Here is a 16,191-nt window from a genome sequence, read left to right on the forward strand (position 1 = left end):
GCATCCGCTCCACCCCTCACGACCTTGCTCCACAGCCTGTACATCACAATCCCTGCTCCACCACATTGAGTAGAAAGCGATCGAACATGCGAAAACTCCTTGCGACTACAGCAATCGCAGCGGTAGCCCTGATGGCACTGTCCGGGTGTTCCACCCGCACAGACACCACGGGCGGCTCCACAGCGGCCGCCGGATTCCCCGCGGACTCGGTGATCGGTGTCGCCCTTCCGTCGAAGACCTCGGAGAACTGGGTCCTCGCCGGCGGCCTCTTCGAAGACGGCCTCAAGACGGCCGGGTTCAAGGGTGACGTGCAGTACGCCGGCGCCTCGACAACGGTCAAGGACCAGCAGGACCAGATCTCCGCGATGGTCACCAACGGCGCCAAGGTCATCATCATCGGCGCGGCCGACGGCGGCCAGCTCGGAACCCAGGTGAAGGCGGCGAAGGACGCGGGTGCGACGGTGATCGCCTACGACCGGCTGATCCTCAACACGCCAGACGTCGACTACTACGTGGCGTACGACAACTTCAAGGTCGGTGAGCTCCAGGGCCAGGCGCTTCTGGACGGACTCAAGAGCCGGAAGGCGGCCGGGCCGTACAACATCGAGCTCTTCTCCGGCTCCTCTGACGACGCCAACTCCGCGGTCTTCTTCAACGGTGCGATGAGCATCCTTCAGCCGAAGATCGACGACGGAACCCTCGTCGTCGCTTCCGGCCAGACCGACATCAAGCAGACGGCGACCGCCGGCTGGAAGGCCGAGAACGCGCAGAGCCGGATGGACTCGCTCCTGACCAGCACCTACGGTGGCAAGGCCCTCGACGGTGTCCTGTCCCCGAACGACACCCTGGCCCGGGCGATCATCACCTCGGTGAAGGCAGCAGGCAAGCCCATCCCCGTCGTGACCGGCCAGGACTCCGAGGTCGAGTCGGTCAAGTCGATCATGGCCGGCGAGCAGTACTCGACGATCAACAAGGACACCCGCGTGCTCGTCGCCCAGGCCATCAAGATGGCCCAGGCGTTGCAGAAGGGTGAGGCCGTCGACGTGAACGACACCAAGTCGTACGACAACGGGGTCAAGATCGTTCCCGCCTACCTGCTGCCTCCGGTCATCGTGACGAAGGCGAACGCGGCAGAGGCCTACGCGAACGACCCCAAGCTCGCGCCGCTCACCAAGTAACGCATCAAGCACCGCTGGCGGAGCCGGCCCCGGTCTGGGGCCGGCTCCGTTTGCGTGAAAGGGGGAGGGGATATGAGCGCTCACAATCACCGCGCGGATGCCCGTGACCCGCTCTGCGAAGGAGATCGAAAAGATATCTGGAGGGCTTGTCAACCCATACTTGTGAGCGCTAACATTTCGGCATCGGCCAGAACGACCTGGTCGCCCGGCACCGAGTCACGCAGCAGAATGTTCCGCCGGGACGCTAAACAAGGAGGTTTAGTCACATGATCAGGAAGATGATCGGAGCGGTCGCCGTCGGCGCCTTTCTCCTGGCCCTCACCGGCTGTTCCACTGCCTCGGACACCGCATCGACGGGCGCCGCGAAAGCTCCGGCCGATATCGTCGTCGGCTTCGCCCAGGTCGGCGCGGAAAGCGGCTGGCGGACCGCGAACACGAAGGACATCCAGGCTGCGTTCGCCGCGTCGGGAATGCAGCTCAAGTTCTCGGACGCGCAACAGAAGCAGGAGAACCAGATCAAGGCCATCCGCTCATACATCACCCAGGGCGTCGACGTCATCGCGTTCTCGCCCGTCGTCGAGACCGGCTGGGATGCGGTCCTGAAAGAAGCGAAGGACGCCGGGATTCCCGTCGTCCTCACAGACCGCGCCGTCGACTCGAAGGACGACAGCCTCTACGTGAGCTTCCTCGGTTCGGACTTCGTCAAGGAAGGCCAGAAGGCCGGCCAATGGGTCGTCGACGAGTACAAGGACCAGACCGATCCGGTCAAGATTATCCAGCTCGAGGGCACGACGGGCGCTGCTCCCGCCATCGACCGTGCGGAGGGCTTCGCGGATGTCATCAAGGCGGATCCGAAGTTCCAGATCGTCGCATCGCAGACCGGTGACTTCACCAGGGCCGGCGGAAAGCAGGTCACCGAGGCGCTCCTGAAGTCCAACCCGGACGCCACTCTGATTTTCGCCCACAATGACGACATGGGCCTCGGCGCCATCGAGGCCATCGAAGCCGCGGGAAAGGTGCCTGGGAAGGACATCAAGATCGTCACGATCGACGCGGTGAAGGACGGCATGCAGGCCCTCTCCGACGGCAAGATCAACTTCATCGTGGAGTGCTCTCCTCTCCTCGGCAAGCAGCTGGTCGACATCGTCACAAAGGTCGTCGCCGGCGAGAGCGTCGAGAAGCGCATCCTGACGGAGGAGACGACCTTCACCCGGGAGCAGGCGACCGCCGCGCTTCCCACCCGTCAGTACTGAGCGGGTCCGGCACCGCTCGATGGTCTCCGGCGGCGCGAACCGGCCGGCCGTGTGGCCGGCCGGCCGTGTTGCCGGCCGGACCCTGCCGCCGGGAACCGGCATCCGCTTGCACAAGACGATGAAGAGAGTACGTGAATGAACGGACAGGCCCCCGTCGTCGAGATGACGAACATCTCGATCTCCTTTCCCGGCGTCAAGGCCCTGGACGGGGTGAGCTTCCGGATGTTCCCCGGCGAGGTGCACTCGCTGCTCGGGGAGAACGGTGCAGGCAAGTCGACCCTGATCAAGGCGCTGACCGGCGTCTATCCGATCGACAGCGGGCCGACCGACAGCGGCGAGATCCTGCTGGCCGGCAACCGGGTGTCGTTCGCGGGACCGGCCCAGGCCCAGGGCGCCGGGATCAGCACCGTCTACCAGGAGGTGAACCTGCTCGGGAATCTGAGCGTCGCCGAGAACATCATGCTCGGTCGCGAACCCCGCCGGTTCGGCGGCATCGACTGGAGGGCCACCCGACGCCGGGCGCTGGAGCTCCTCCGCGGCCTGCACCTCGACATCGATCCCGGCTCGCTTCTCGGTTCGCACTCGCTCGCCGTCCAGCAACTCGTCGCGATCGCCCGGGCCATCGACGTCAACGCGAAGGTCCTGATCCTCGACGAGCCGACGTCGAGCCTCGACGCCGACGAGGTCGCCGAACTCTTCCGGGTGATCCGCGAGCTCAAGGCCGAGGGCGTCGCGATTCTCTTCGTGTCGCACTTTCTCGACCAGGTCTATGAGATCTCGGACCGCCTGACGGTCCTGCGCAACGGCAAACTCGTCGGCGAATACCGCACGGCCGAGATCCTTCGCCTGGATCTCGTGCAGAAGATGATCGGTAAGGAACTCGCCATCCTCGACGCCCTCGAGCGGCGGATCGTCGAACCGGGAGGCGGAGAAGACGACGAGGTGCCCCTGCTGTCTGCGACGGCGCTCGGACGGAAGGGGTCCATCGCGCCGGTCGACCTCCGGATCTACACCGGCGAGGTCGTCGGGCTCGCCGGTCTCCTCGGCTCAGGGCGCACCGAGCTCGCCCGGATCCTCTCCGGCATCGACCGGCCGGACTCCGGGGCGCTCCGGATCGACGGCACCCCGCATCGATTCCGAACCCCTCGCTCGGCTCTCGCGAGAGGGGTTGCGTACTCCTCGGAGAACCGGCGCGCAGAGGGAATCGTTGAGGACCTCACCGTGCGGGACAACATCGTGCTCGCACTGCAGGCCGACCGTGGCTGGTTTCACCCGATCTCACGGAAGCGCCGGGACGAGCTCGCGGTCAGCTATATCCAGGCCCTGAACATCCGGCCCGCCAACCCCGACGCCATCGTCAGGAACCTCTCCGGAGGCAACCAGCAGAAGGTGTTGCTGGCCAGGTGGCTCGCTGTCGCCCCGCGGCTGCTGATCCTCGATGAGCCGACCCGTGGCATCGACGTCGGGGCGAAGGCCGAGATCCAGAAGCTCGTGGTCAACCTCGCCGAAAACGGGATGTCCGTGCTGTTCATCTCTGCGGAACTCGAGGAGGTCCTGCGCCTCAGCAGCAGGATCGCGATCATGCGGGACCGCAGGCTCGTCGCCGACATCGTCAATGACGACCTGACCGTCGACAGTCTTCTGGCGATCATCGCCGATGGCGAACTGACGGCGGTTGCACGATGAACCTGAGCCGGATGTTCTCGAGCCGGTTGTTCTGGCCGGTGGTGATGCTGCTCGTCCTGTTCATCATCAACCTCGTGGCCTTCCCCGGCTTCTTCAGCCTTGAGGTCAAGAACGGGCATCTCTTCGGAAGCCTTGTCGACATCGCCCGCAACGGCGCGCCGACCCTCATCATCGCGGTCGGGATGACGCTCGTGATCGCGACGCGGGGGATCGACCTCTCCGTCGGCGCCGTGTGCGCGATCGCCGGTGCCGTCGCGTGCTCGATCATCCTCGGTTCCCCGGAACCGGGCAGCATCGGCACGGTCGCGGTCGCCGTGATCGCCGCACTCCTGATCGCCCTCGTGCTCGGTCTGTGGAACGGGTTCCTGGTGGCCGTGCTCGGGATCCAGCCCATCATCGCGACCCTGATCCTGATGACGGCCGGGCGCGGGGCGGCGATGCTCATCACCGAGGGCCAGATCCTCACCGTGAACAGTCCTCCGTTCAAGGTGATCGGGTCCGGCTTCGTGCTCGGCGTCCCGGTCTCCGTCGTCATCGCGGCCGTCATCTTTGCCGCAGCCGCCCTGCTGACCCGGCGCACGGCCCTGGGTCTCCTGATCGAATCGGTCGGAATCAATCCGGAGGCGAGCAGGCAGGCCGGGGTCCGGTCGCGGGGGCTCCTTGTCACCGTGTACACCTTCTCGGCCTTCTCGGCCGCGATCGCCGGCCTCATCCTGACCTCGAACCAGACGGCGGCCGACGCCAACAACACCGGCCTCTTCATCGAACTGGATGCGATCCTCGCGGTGGTGATCGGAGGAACCTCCCTCGCGGGTGGCCGGTACTCACTCCTCGGCACCCTCGTCGGCGCCCTCGTCATCCAGACCCTCGTCACAACGGTGTACACGGTCGGCATCCCTCCCATCGCGACGATGGTCTTCAAGGCCGCGGTCGTGACGGCCGTCTGCTTGCTGCAGTCGCCGACGACGAACGCCGCGTTCGGCCGCCGGCGCCGGTCACTCGGCCGGGGGCGACCCGGTACCCGAACCGCCGAAAGGGCGTCCGTCTCATGAGCATCGACACCTCCTCCGCACCGGTCGACGCGGGCCGCCGGCTGCTCGGCCGGGTCTCGTCCGCCTTCACGAGCCCGAAGTACGGCCCCGTCCTCGTGACCCTCGTGCTGCTCGTCGCCATCTTCCTGATTGGCGGGAGCCGCTATCGTGGCTTCGTTTCCGGGCCCGTGATCCTCAACCTTTTCGTCGACAACGCCTACCTGATCGTGCTGGCTGTCGGGATGACGTTCGTGATCCTCACCGGGGGCATCGACCTGTCGGTCGGGGCCGTCCTGGCCCTGTCGACGATGATCGCCGCGAGCCTGCTCCAGTCCGGGTGGTCGGCCTCGGTCGTGATCCCGCTCATCCTCGTGCTGACATCGGTGCTCGGACTCCTGGTCGGGCTGATGATCCACGTCTTCAAGATCCAGCCGTTCATCGCGACCCTCGCCGCGATGTTCCTCGCCAGAGGGCTCTGCTACGTGATCAGCAAGGACTCGATCTCGATCACGGACCCCGTCTTCGTCGGCCTCGCGCAGACCAGGATCTCGCTCGGCGGGCGCCTGAGCATCACGGCGAGCGTCGTGATCGCCCTTCTCGTGGTCCTGGCCGCGTTCCTCGTCCTGCACTACTCCCGCCTGGGGCGCACCGTCTACGCGATCGGCGGCGGCGAACAGTCCGGCATGCTGATGGGACTTCCGGTGGCCCGGACCAAGGTCCTCGTGTACGTGATCAGCGGATTCTGCTCCGGTCTTGCCGGGGTGCTGTTCACCTTCTATACGCTCTCGGGCTACAGCCTCACGGCGGTCGGCACCGAACTCGACGCGATCGCCGCGGTCGTGATCGGCGGAACCCTGCTCACGGGCGGCTACGGCTTCGTGCTCGGCTCCGTGCTCGGCGTGCTCGTGCTGGGGACGATCCAGACGATCATCACCTTCGAAGGCACCCTCAGCTCGTGGTGGACCCGGATCTTCATCGGCGCGCTCCTTCTCGTCTTCATCGTCCTGCAGAAGGTCCTGACGGCACGCCGTCGATAACGCGTCCGGCGCGAGCGTGTCGGCCACGGCACCCGCGCGTGAGCCAGAATAAGGGGACAGAGAGACGATGCGTTGATCGCGCGTCGGTGGGAGCCAATGAGCCTGGTGAGCAAGGACGATGAGAAGGCGCGCGTCGCCAATATCTTCGATGTCGCGCGGCTGGCCGGGGTTTCGCACCAGACGGTCTCCCGGGTGCTCAATGACCTCCCGAACGTGCGCCCCGCGACGCGGGAACGGGTCGAGAACGCGATCAAGCAACTCCGCTACCGGCCGTCCCCGGCCGCGCGCGCCCTCGTCACTCGTCGCTCCCGCACGATCGGCCTGATCACCACCGGCGGCCCCGATTACGGACCATCGAGCACTGTCCTGCGTTTCAACGAGGCGGCGAGGGACGCCCGGTACGCGGTGAGCATGGCGAGCATGCTCGAGTCGGACCCGGAATCGCTGCGATCCGCCGTCGAACTCCTCCTGCGGCAGAACGTCGAGGCGATCGTGCTGATCGCAGCGCACCGCAGCGCCCTCGAGGCCGTCAGGGGCATCGAACTCGGGGTGCCGCTCATCGCGGTGGAATCGAGCGGCCGCGGCGGGTTCCACCGGGTCGGCGTCGACAACTATCGCGGCGCGCGGATCGCCGTTGCGCATCTCGCCGAGCTCGGCCACACCAACATCGTGCACCTCGCTGGACCGGCCGACTCCGTCGACGCCATCGAACGGGCCAGGGGGTGGCGTGACGAACTCGGCGACCGCGGCCTCATCGCGAGAGAACCACTGATCGGCGACTGGTCGCCGGCGAGCGGGTTCCGCCTCGGTGTCGACCTGATCCGCTCCGGCTCGTACGGCGACTTCACGGCCGTGTTCGCCGGCAACGACCAGATGGCGCTCGGCCTGATCCACGCCCTCGTCCGAAACGGACTCCCCGTCCCGGACCGCGTGAGCGTCATCGGGTTCGACGATATCCCCGAGGCCGCGTTCTTCTCCCCGACCCTGACGACCATGCGCCAGGACTTCGACGAACTCGGCCGAAACATCCTGAGCACTCTCCTCGCCGTACTCGAAGACGAGGAAGCGCCCGACCTGCCGGGTTCCATCCCTGAGCTCATCGTCCGGGAGTCGACCGCCCCGCGCGCCTAGGCGCACCAGGTGGCGACACGCCCGCGCATCCGCTCGTGGCGGTGGTTTCGTCTCGGGGCGAGCGCTCCTCGGTGCGCCGCGAGACGTGACGCGCGCCGCGAGACGTAACGCGCGCCGCGAGGTGTGGTGCGCGCCCCGAGAGGGCGCGTTCGTGCCGGCCCCGGCATCCGCTCGTGGCGGTGGTTTCGTCTCGGGGCGAGCGCTCCTCGGTGCGCCGCGAGACGTAACGCGCGCCGCGAGACGTAACGCGCGCCGCGAGACGTAACGCGCGCCGCGAGACGTAACGCGCGCCCCGCGAGGCGTAGCGCGCGCCGCGAGGTGGAGGGTCCTCAACGGGGCGGATGCTGCGGCGACTGTCCACAGGAGTCGCGGTAGCCGAGCGGGCCTGGGCGGTACCGCCGAAACTCGGGCGATGACAACTCGACTCGACACCCTCGCCGCTCGCTACCGTGAGCTGATTCCCACCGGGGCCCTCAATGCCGCCGGCCTCCAATCCACGGCGATAGATGCGCTGCTCAGAGACGGCACGCTGGTGCGCATCCGGCGGGGGATGTTCGTCTGGGGAGCATTCTGGCGGGAGTCGGACCCCGACAACCGGTATCGGTTGTTCGTTCGTGCTTCTGCCGCGTGCGCCATACGGCCCCTTGTCCTTTCGCACATCTCCGCAGCCGCGCTGCACGGCCTCCCGTACATCGGTCTGTGGCCGCGCGAGGTGCATGCCCTCGATCCGGAAGCAACCGGTGGGAGCCATGCCCGCTTCCTGACGGCGCATCGCGGAGCGTCCGCGTCCGCACCCGACACGGTCGAGGTGGCCGGATGCACCGTGACGTCGCTCGTCCGTACCCTTGTCGACGTCGCCGCGGGAACGAATTTTCTGACGGCCGTGGTCATGATCGACCATGCCCTCCGGGTGGAACAAGTGCGGGCCGCTGACGATGTGCGTCTCGGACGCGCGGGGGCCAGGGCAATCACAAAGGACGACCTGCTCACCGAGCTGGCGCTTGTGAATCCCCGGCGCGGCTATCGGCAGGCCGAGGCGGCAATCGACTTCGCCAATCCGCTGTCGGCGAATGGGGGCGAGTCGCTCAGCCGGGTGCGTCTGTTCGAGTTGGGCTTCGTCGTGCCGGAGTTGCAAGTCTGTTTTCCGAATGTCCGGGGGCACGACTACTGGGTGGACTTCTACTGGAGAACCGTGCGGAAGATCGGCGAATTCGACGGGCACCAGAAATACACCAGGGCGCGAATCCTGGCGGGACGTGATCCGGCCGAGGTCGTCCTGCAGGAGAAGAAGCGCGAGGACGCACTTCGGGAACACTCGGACAGCTTCATGCGCTGGGACTGGGATCTGGTCGAGTCTCCCCGGCGGTTTTTCGACTTCCTGGTGGAACACGAGGTGCCGCGGGCGGCGACACGCCCGCGCTGAGTTATCCACAGAGGTGCGGATGCTGTTTCTGCAGGGTGTGGATATCCGGGCGGTTTCCGCAGGAAACCGGGCCTCCGAATGCGCCGGCCTGTTGACAACAACTCGAATGTCGGTGGATAACTACATAATTGTAATTACCGCATGTAGTGGCCATTCCCATTCGGTGGCACTACATGTAGTATTGGTCTCCAGCACAGCAACGCCGCAACACACGTGACATCCCGCGTTTCGCCGGACCGCATCGCACTTGCACAGTCGTACTGGCGCACTCACTTCTGAACCACGTTATTTTCTGAACTACCTATTTTTTGAACACGAGAAAGGCCTTCCAGATGGCAATCACGGTTTACACCAAGCCCTCATGTGTGCAGTGCACAGCCACCTACCGGGCCCTCGACAACAAAGGTATCGAGTACGAAGTGCTCGACCTCTCCGTCGACGAGAACGCCCTCGAGGCCGTCAAGGCTCTTGGATACCTGCAGGCACCCGTCGTCATCACCGACGAGGACCACTGGTCCGGCTTCCGCCCGGACAAGATCAACGAACTCGCCGCACGCCTCGCCTGAACGGTCAGCGCTACGGGACTGAAGCGAGCGGTTCGAGAGTGAAGCCGGCAGCAAATGGCTGAAATCGTCTATTTCTCCAGCACCTCGGGGAACACCCAGAGGTTCGTGGAAAAACTCGGGAGGCCGGCCGCGCGCATCCCGTTGCACGCGCGCGACGAGCCGCTCCGGGCGACCGAGCCCTATGTGCTCGTCGTGCCGACCTATGGCGGCGGCGAGGCCAGGGGAGCGGTGCCGAAGCAGGTCATCCGCTTTCTGAACGACGAACACAACCGTTCGCTCATCCGTGGCGTGATCGGCGCGGGCAACATGAACTTCGGCACGGCATTCTGCATCGCGGGGGACATTATCGCGGCCAAGTGCAACGTGCCGCATATGTATCGATTTGAAGTATTGGGAACTCCGGATGATGTGCGCATCGTTCACGACGGATTGGAATCATTTTGGAAGCAACAGCCGTGAAAGTAGCCCCGCACGCGCAGGTCGCGCTCGCGATGGACTATCACTCCCTCAACGCCATGCTCAACCTCTATGGGCCGAACGGGGAAATCCAGTTCGATAAGGACAGGGAAGCGGCCCGGGAGTTCTTCCTGCAGCACGTCAACCAGAACACGGTGTTCTTCCACTCCCTCCGGGAGCGACTCGACTACCTCGTCGAGAAGGAGTACTACGAGCAGGCCGTGCTCGACCAGTACTCCTTCGACTTCATCACGCGCCTCAACGATCTTGCGTACTCGAAGAAGTTCCGCTTCCAGACCTTCCTGGGCGCCTTCAAGTACTACACGTCCTACACGCTTAAGACCTTCGACGGCAACCGCTACCTCGAGCGTTTCGAGGACCGCGTCGTCATGACCGCCCTCGGCCTCGCCCAGGGCGACGAGAAGCTCGCGATCGGCCTTGTCGAGGAGATCATCGCCGGCCGCTTCCAGCCCGCGACGCCGACGTTCCTGAACTCGGGCAAGGCGCAGCGCGGCGAGCTCGTCTCCTGCTTCCTGCTCCGCATCGAAGACAACATGGAGTCGATCGCCCGCGGCATCAACTCGTCCCTCCAGCTCTCCAAGCGCGGCGGCGGCGTCGCCCTGCTGCTCAGCAACATCCGTGAGTCCGGCGCTCCGATCAAGCAGATCGAGAACCAGTCGAGCGGCATCATCCCCGTGATGAAGCTCCTCGAAGACTCCTTCAGCTACGCGAACCAGCTCGGCGCCCGCCAGGGCGCCGGCGCCGTGTACCTGCACGCGCACCACCCCGACATCATGCGCTTCCTCGACACCAAGCGGGAGAACGCCGACGAGAAGGTGCGGATCAAGACCCTGTCGCTCGGCGTCGTCATCCCCGATATCACCTTCGAGCTCGCCAAGAAGGACGAGGACATGTACCTGTTCTCGCCTTACGACGTCGAGCGCGTCTACGGTGTGCCCTTCGCCGACATCTCGGTGAGCGAGAAGTACCACGAGATGGTCGACGACCCGCGGATCAAGAAGTCCAAGATGAAGGCGCGCGACTTCTTCCAGACCCTCGCGGAGATCCAGTTCGAGTCCGGCTATCCTTACATCATGTTCGAGGACACCGTCAACGCGGCGAACCCGATCAAGGGCCGCATCAACATGTCGAACCTGTGCTCGGAGATCCTCCAGGTCAACACCCCGACCACCTACAACGAAGACCTGTCATACGACACCATCGGCAAGGACATCTCCTGCAACCTCGGGTCGATGAACATCGCCCTGTCGATGGACTCTCCGGACTTCGGCAGGACCGTCGAAACCGCGATCCGTGGCCTCAACTCGGTCTCCGAGCAGAGCCACATCACCTCGGTGCGCTCGATCGAAGACGGCAACGACAAGTCGCACGCGATCGGCCTCGGCCAGATGAACCTGCACGGCTACCTCGCCCGTGAGCGGGTGTACTACGGCAGCGAAGAAGCGATCGACTTCACGAACATCTACTTCTACACGGTGCTGTTCCACGCCCTCCGCGCCTCGAACACGCTCGCCATCGAGCGTGGCCACGCGTTCGCCGGCTTCGAGGACTCCACGTATGCCTCCGGCACGTTCTTCGACAAGTACACCGACCAGGCGTGGGTCCCGGCCACCATTCGCGGCGCCGAGCTGTTCGAGAAGGCCGGGGTGCGCATCCCGACCCAGGCCGACTGGGCCGAGCTCAAGGCATCCGTCATCGAGCACGGCATCTACAACCAGAACCTGCAGGCCGTTCCGCCGACCGGGTCGATCTCGTACATCAACAACTCGACCTCGTCGATCCACCCGATCGCCTCGAAGATCGAGATCCGCAAGGAAGGCAAGCTCGGCCGCGTCTACTACCCGGCGCCGTTCATGACGAACGACAACCTGGACTTCTACCAGGACGCCTACGAGATCGGCGCGGAGAAGATCATCGACACCTACGCCGCGGCAACGCAGCACGTCGACCAGGGCCTCTCGCTCACGCTCTTCTTCAAGGACACCGCGACGACCCGCGACATCAACAAGGCGCAGATCTACGCGTGGCGCAAGGGCATCAAGACCATCTACTACATCCGTCTCCGCCAGATGGCCCTCGAAGGGACCGAGGTCGACGGTTGCGTGAGCTGCATGCTCTAAGCACAGCGCCCGCTTCATCTACTGTGGATGCTGTAATCCACAGTGCACGCTGACTCGTCCGATACCGGCCGAAGACTGAGACCGGCCGAAAAGGGAACACGAAATGATTGACAAGCTCAAGCTCATCTCGCATGTCGATGCGATCAACTGGAACAAGATCGAAGATGAGAAAGACGTCGACGTCTGGAACCGGCTGACCAACAACTTCTGGCTGCCGGAGAAGATCCCGCTGTCGAACGACGTGCAGTCCTGGAACCAGCTCACCCCGGTCGAGCAGCAGCTCACCTTGCGCGTGTTCACCGGCCTGACCCTGCTCGACACGATTCAGGGCACCGTTGGTGCCGTCTCGCTGATCCCCGACGCGATCACCCCGCACGAAGAGGCGGTGTACACGAACATCGCGTTCATGGAGTCCGTGCACGCCAAGAGCTACTCGTCGATCTTCTCCACCCTGAGCAACACCAAGGACATCGACGAGGCGTTCCGCTGGTCGACGGAGAACGTCAACCTGCAGCGCAAGGCCTCGATCGTGATGGACTACTACCAGGGTGACGACCCGCTCAAGCGCAAGGTCGCCTCGGTGCTGCTCGAGTCGTTCCTGTTCTACTCGGGCTTCTACCTGCCGATGTGGTTCTCCAGCCGCGCCCGCATGACCAACACGGCCGACCTCATCCGCTTGATCATTCGTGACGAAGCGGTGCACGGCTACTACATCGGCTACAAGTTCCAGAAGGGCCTCGAGGCGGCGACGCAGGAGCGTCGCGATGAGATCAAGGACTACGCGTTCAACCTCGTCTTCGAGCTCTACGAGAACGAGGTGCAGTACACCCAGGACCTCTACGACACCGTCGGCCTGACCGAAGACGTCAAGAAGTTCCTGCACTACAACGCCAATAAGGCCCTGATGAACCTCGGCTACGAGGCCATCTTCCCCAAGGAGGTGTGCGACGTGAACCCGGCGATCCTGTCAGCGCTCTCGCCGAACGCCGACGAGAACCACGACTTCTTCTCCGGGTCTGGCTCCTCGTACGTGATCGGCAAGGCCGTGAACACGGAAGACGCCGACTGGGACTTCTAGCCCTGGTGTTGTTTCGCGATTTAGTTGGCCATTTCGCAAATTAGTTGGCCATTTTCGCATCTGACTTGGCCACGTGGGGCAGCGATGCTCCTTCAGCTAATTGCTTTCCCGATTTGAAGGGGCGCTGCGAATGGCGAACGTAAAGCGACCTCTACCTATTGAATTGTGCACGGGTTGGCCGGAGAATCCTTCGGACAACCCGAGCGCAGAGGTTGTGCGTCAGTTCGCCCTGAACGTTCGAGATGCAATCGGCGACAACAGCGCGCGGTCCGTTGCCACAGAATGCGGGCTCAGTCACGTAACGGTTCTGAATGCGCTCAACGGCAAGAGTTGGCCGGACGCATGGACCATCACGCACTTCGAGCGCGGGCTGAACGCTGAGCTCTGGCCGCATGCTGCAATCAGAGCGGAGATGACATGAAACATCCCTACCGAATCGCGAGGCAAGCGCACTTAGGCGATTTCCTCGACGAACTCCAAACCGCAGGCTTAATCGCCTGGGTCTGGAGCTACCCTGGCTCCAGCGGGGAGTACACAATCACCGAGAACGGCAAGCAGCCACGGCTGTACGGAACGAGAGAAGCCGAGCTGTTGGCCGAGCGTTACGCCGCGCGGGCGGCGACGGTTTGGTTTCCCGTGCCACACCCAGGTGGGCGGGACCAGCTGACCGAAACGCAGAAACGCATGGAAGCTGCACGCCACGAGATTGCCCACGCCAGCGCTGACGATGAGTAGCTCGTCGCGCGTGGGCGCTCCAAGATAGAGCGCCGCGTACGCAACGCCATGACGCATGTGACCCAACTTTGCTTCACACAGAGGGCCACCGACGGCGTTGTCTGTAGGTGCAAGTAGGGTGGCAAAAGACCCGCTCAGGGACACTGAAGCGGGATTTCATTTTGAAATCAGGGGGAAAAGTTGACGAGGAATCCGCTCGCCGAAGCTGCGTTGGAACGACCAACGATTTCGATTTACCAGAACTCTGAACATATAGCCGGTCTCGTGCAGCAGTTGCTGGACTCCCCGCTTGTCACCTCGACCATTGAGGAGACACATAGCGATTCGTCGAAGACTAAGTCGGGCGACGCTGATGCGACGTTGACGGCAGACGGGACGGCGAAATTCCCGTTGGTCGGCAAGGCTACTGTTGCGGGCGATATCACTCTGGCCGGCTCCCTCGCAAAGGCCGTCAGCACTGGCTCACGGTCCACGCAGTCGTTTGTGTACTCGCAGGCCTTCTACCTGAACGTTGTTCGCCGTGCGTTGAAGGAGAAGGGCTTACTGCGCACCCTTAGTTCCGTTGCTGACGCCGAGTCAATTGAGGGTGGCGAGTTCGTGGAGTATCAAGCCACTTTCAGGCCATCAGAACTTGTGACAATCATGGATGTTGTTACCCCCGAACTCGTCTCCCAGATTGCGAAGTTCATCGTCAAGAAAAAAGAGCTTGCCCTCTTCAATGACTATGGCGACCTGGAGAAGGTACGAATTGCTGCCCTGAAGATGGAGCATACTGCGACGGCGCAGGGGGACCTCTGGGGAGACGTTACGAGAGCAGTTCAAGCTGACTTTCGACGGGACAAGACCCGCGAATACTACGGACTCGTAGGGAGCGATGACGACACGTTCACTGCAGTCACTATCTGCGACAACCCTCATTTCGTCGTAGACGATGAAGACAGGATTCTCGACGGCGTGTTCACCGTTCTCGGGAAGGCAATTTCCCCGGCCGAAGAGAATGTTCCGGTTCTTCAGAGAAACAAGCTTCTCCGCAACGTGAACCCTGACGGTGTTGACGCTCTGATTGCCGGCATGAAGGCGACCCTCAGCTCACAAAGCCCAGCAAAGTTCGGCGGCACCACCGTTGACGCATTGCTCAATCCAGAACTCACTTCCCGTATCGCAGGGAAGTCCATTCGAATCATCCCGCTAGCGATTTACGCGTAGACAGCAGCCAAGCGAAGTCCATTGAAGGGCGGTCAATTGTTCCCTCGTCACCGACTCGGTTCTACTCACACTTGGCAGGGCTCATAGCAATGGATGAGTAACCAAGAATCGGTATGCTCGCTGCATGACCACGTCTAAGGAGAAGTCGCCCTGGCTGGCTATGCACTACGAAGAACGCCCTTGGCACAAGGTGCAGGACGAGTACGGCTCACGCACCCAGAATCGCCTGGCCTCAGGCCCATACCTTGCGTCGGTGCCCGCGTTCATCGCTGATCTCCAGTTGCCGCTCGACACCGAGCTGCAAGCCCTGACCGAAGAGGCCGCTAGTGAGCTGGCTCGATTCGATGCGGAAGTCGGTCACCTCACAGCACCATTCGCGGCCGTTCTCCTTCGCGCCGAGAGCGCTGCCAGCTCAGAGATTGAGCACCTGACCAGCGACGCACGGGAGATAGCCCTGGCGGAACTCGGTGAGCGGGCCTCGGAGGATGCGCAGCTCATCGCCGGCAATGTCGGAGCCATGCAAGCAGCACTTTCGCTGTCTGGCTCGATCGACGGCGCCGCCATCCTGGAGATGCACCGCGCACTCCTCGAGCACAGCAACCCGGGCGTGGTCGGGCACTGGCGTGACCAGCAGGTTTGGATCGGAGTCAGTAGCGTGGGGCCGCACTTCGCACAGTTCGTCCCACCACATCACGATCGGGTCCCTGCACTCATGGACGACCTCGTTGCCTTCGCCAATCGCGTCAACCTTCCCGTGCTCGCTCAGACTGCGATCGCTCACGCTCAGTTCGAGACAATTCACCCGTTCCCCGACGGCAACGGGAGAGTCGGTCGCTCTCTCATTCAGGCGATGCTGCGCGGGGGCGAGCTCACGCGGAACGTGGCTGTTCCGATCTCCGCGGGGCTACTCCGCAACACCGTTCGATATTTCGATGCCCTGAGCGCGTACCGGGCCGGGGATGTCACCCCAATAATCCGCTCCATTGCCTACGCATCGTTCGCAGCGGTGCACAACGGTCGCGTCCTCGTGGCTGACCTGGGAAGCGTGCAGGCGGAATGGCGCGGGCGCATCCGCGCGCGCCAGGACTCAGCAGCCCACCGGCTCGTGGGTATTCTGCTGCGCCAACCAGTGATCGGCGCAGCGGCAGCCGCCGCTCAGTTGGGCGTCTCGACCGTCAACGCTCAGATCGCCACGGAAGATGTCAACCTGTATGAGTCATATTCTCTAGGCGGTCATTGAGTTCGTTCCTGCTTTCTCGGGTTCGTTGAT

At 63.6% G+C, this 16,191-nt stretch carries 14 protein-coding genes; all 14 read left to right on the forward strand.

What is annotated here, in order from left to right; all coding sequences use genetic code 11:
• Nucleotides 1-86 precede the first annotated feature (86 nt).
• The 14 genes from QN350_RS11070 to QN350_RS11135 all read left to right on the forward strand — a co-directional run bounded on the left by QN350_RS11070 (nt 87) and on the right by QN350_RS11135 (nt 16,161).
• Entirely contained in the window at nt 87-1,178 is a 1,092-nt protein-coding gene (locus QN350_RS11070; protein WP_322138097.1) for a sugar-binding protein, read from the forward strand.
• Nucleotides 1,179-1,444: 266 nt separating this feature from the next.
• Nucleotides 1,445-2,431, forward strand: a complete 987-nt coding sequence (locus QN350_RS11075) for an ABC transporter substrate-binding protein (RefSeq protein WP_322138096.1) — start codon at nt 1,445-1,447, stop codon at nt 2,429-2,431.
• A 135-nt stretch (nt 2,432-2,566) separates the two neighbouring features.
• The gene (locus tag QN350_RS11080) at nt 2,567-4,117 is read left to right on the forward strand and encodes a sugar ABC transporter ATP-binding protein (protein ID WP_281535977.1); all 1,551 of its coding nucleotides are present in this window, start codon (nt 2,567-2,569) and stop codon (nt 4,115-4,117) included.
• On the forward strand, nt 4,114-5,169 hold the full coding sequence (locus tag QN350_RS11085) for an ABC transporter permease (RefSeq protein ID WP_281535976.1): 1,056 nt from the start codon (nt 4,114-4,116) through the stop codon (nt 5,167-5,169). The genes QN350_RS11080 and QN350_RS11085 overlap by 4 nt, the downstream gene beginning before the upstream one ends.
• Nucleotides 5,166-6,185: a galactofuranose ABC transporter, permease protein YjfF gene (gene yjfF, locus QN350_RS11090; RefSeq protein ID WP_322138095.1), complete on the forward strand. Its 1,020-nt coding sequence runs from the start codon at nt 5,166-5,168 to the stop codon at nt 6,183-6,185. The genes QN350_RS11085 and yjfF overlap by 4 nt, the downstream gene beginning before the upstream one ends.
• A 105-nt stretch (nt 6,186-6,290) precedes the next feature.
• The gene (locus QN350_RS11095; RefSeq protein ID WP_322138094.1) at nt 6,291-7,316 is read left to right on the forward strand and encodes a LacI family DNA-binding transcriptional regulator; all 1,026 of its coding nucleotides are present in this window, start codon (nt 6,291-6,293) and stop codon (nt 7,314-7,316) included.
• A 412-nt stretch (nt 7,317-7,728) separates the two neighbouring features.
• Nucleotides 7,729-8,739 carry a type IV toxin-antitoxin system AbiEi family antitoxin domain-containing protein gene (locus tag QN350_RS11100; protein WP_322138093.1) on the forward strand — a complete coding sequence of 337 codons (1,011 nt, stop codon included), beginning with the start codon at nt 7,729-7,731 and terminating at the stop codon, nt 8,737-8,739.
• Between the two features lie 332 nt (nt 8,740-9,071).
• Nucleotides 9,072-9,305, forward strand: coding sequence for a glutaredoxin-like protein NrdH (gene nrdH / locus QN350_RS11105; protein WP_134446781.1), 234 nt, complete (start codon nt 9,072-9,074; stop codon nt 9,303-9,305).
• A 54-nt stretch (nt 9,306-9,359) separates the two neighbouring features.
• Nucleotides 9,360-9,764, forward strand: coding sequence for a class Ib ribonucleoside-diphosphate reductase assembly flavoprotein NrdI (gene nrdI / locus QN350_RS11110; protein WP_322138092.1), 405 nt, complete (start codon nt 9,360-9,362; stop codon nt 9,762-9,764).
• Nucleotides 9,765-9,796: 32 nt separating this feature from the next.
• Nucleotides 9,797-11,902 carry a class 1b ribonucleoside-diphosphate reductase subunit alpha gene (gene nrdE, locus QN350_RS11115; RefSeq protein ID WP_322140344.1) on the forward strand — a complete coding sequence of 702 codons (2,106 nt, stop codon included), beginning with the start codon at nt 9,797-9,799 and terminating at the stop codon, nt 11,900-11,902.
• Nucleotides 11,903-12,005: 103 nt separating this feature from the next.
• Nucleotides 12,006-12,980: a class 1b ribonucleoside-diphosphate reductase subunit beta gene (nrdF, locus tag QN350_RS11120; RefSeq protein WP_281535972.1), complete on the forward strand. Its 975-nt coding sequence runs from the start codon at nt 12,006-12,008 to the stop codon at nt 12,978-12,980.
• Nucleotides 12,981-13,397: 417 nt separating this feature from the next.
• Nucleotides 13,398-13,715, forward strand: coding sequence for a hypothetical protein (locus tag QN350_RS11125; RefSeq protein ID WP_323516382.1), 318 nt, complete (start codon nt 13,398-13,400; stop codon nt 13,713-13,715).
• A gap of 180 nt (nt 13,716-13,895) precedes the next feature.
• Nucleotides 13,896-14,921, forward strand: coding sequence for a hypothetical protein (locus tag QN350_RS11130; RefSeq protein WP_323516384.1), 1,026 nt, complete (start codon nt 13,896-13,898; stop codon nt 14,919-14,921).
• Between the two features lie 124 nt (nt 14,922-15,045).
• Nucleotides 15,046-16,161 (forward strand): Fic family protein, encoded by a 1,116-nt coding sequence (locus tag QN350_RS11135; RefSeq protein ID WP_323516390.1) that lies wholly within the window; start codon nt 15,046-15,048, stop codon nt 16,159-16,161.
• The last annotated feature ends 30 nt before the right edge of the window (nt 16,162-16,191 follow it).

This window comes from Cryobacterium sp. 10I5, from assembly GCF_035019865.1.
In the GTDB taxonomy this organism is placed as follows: domain Bacteria; phylum Actinomycetota; class Actinomycetes; order Actinomycetales; family Microbacteriaceae; genus Cryobacterium; species Cryobacterium breve_A.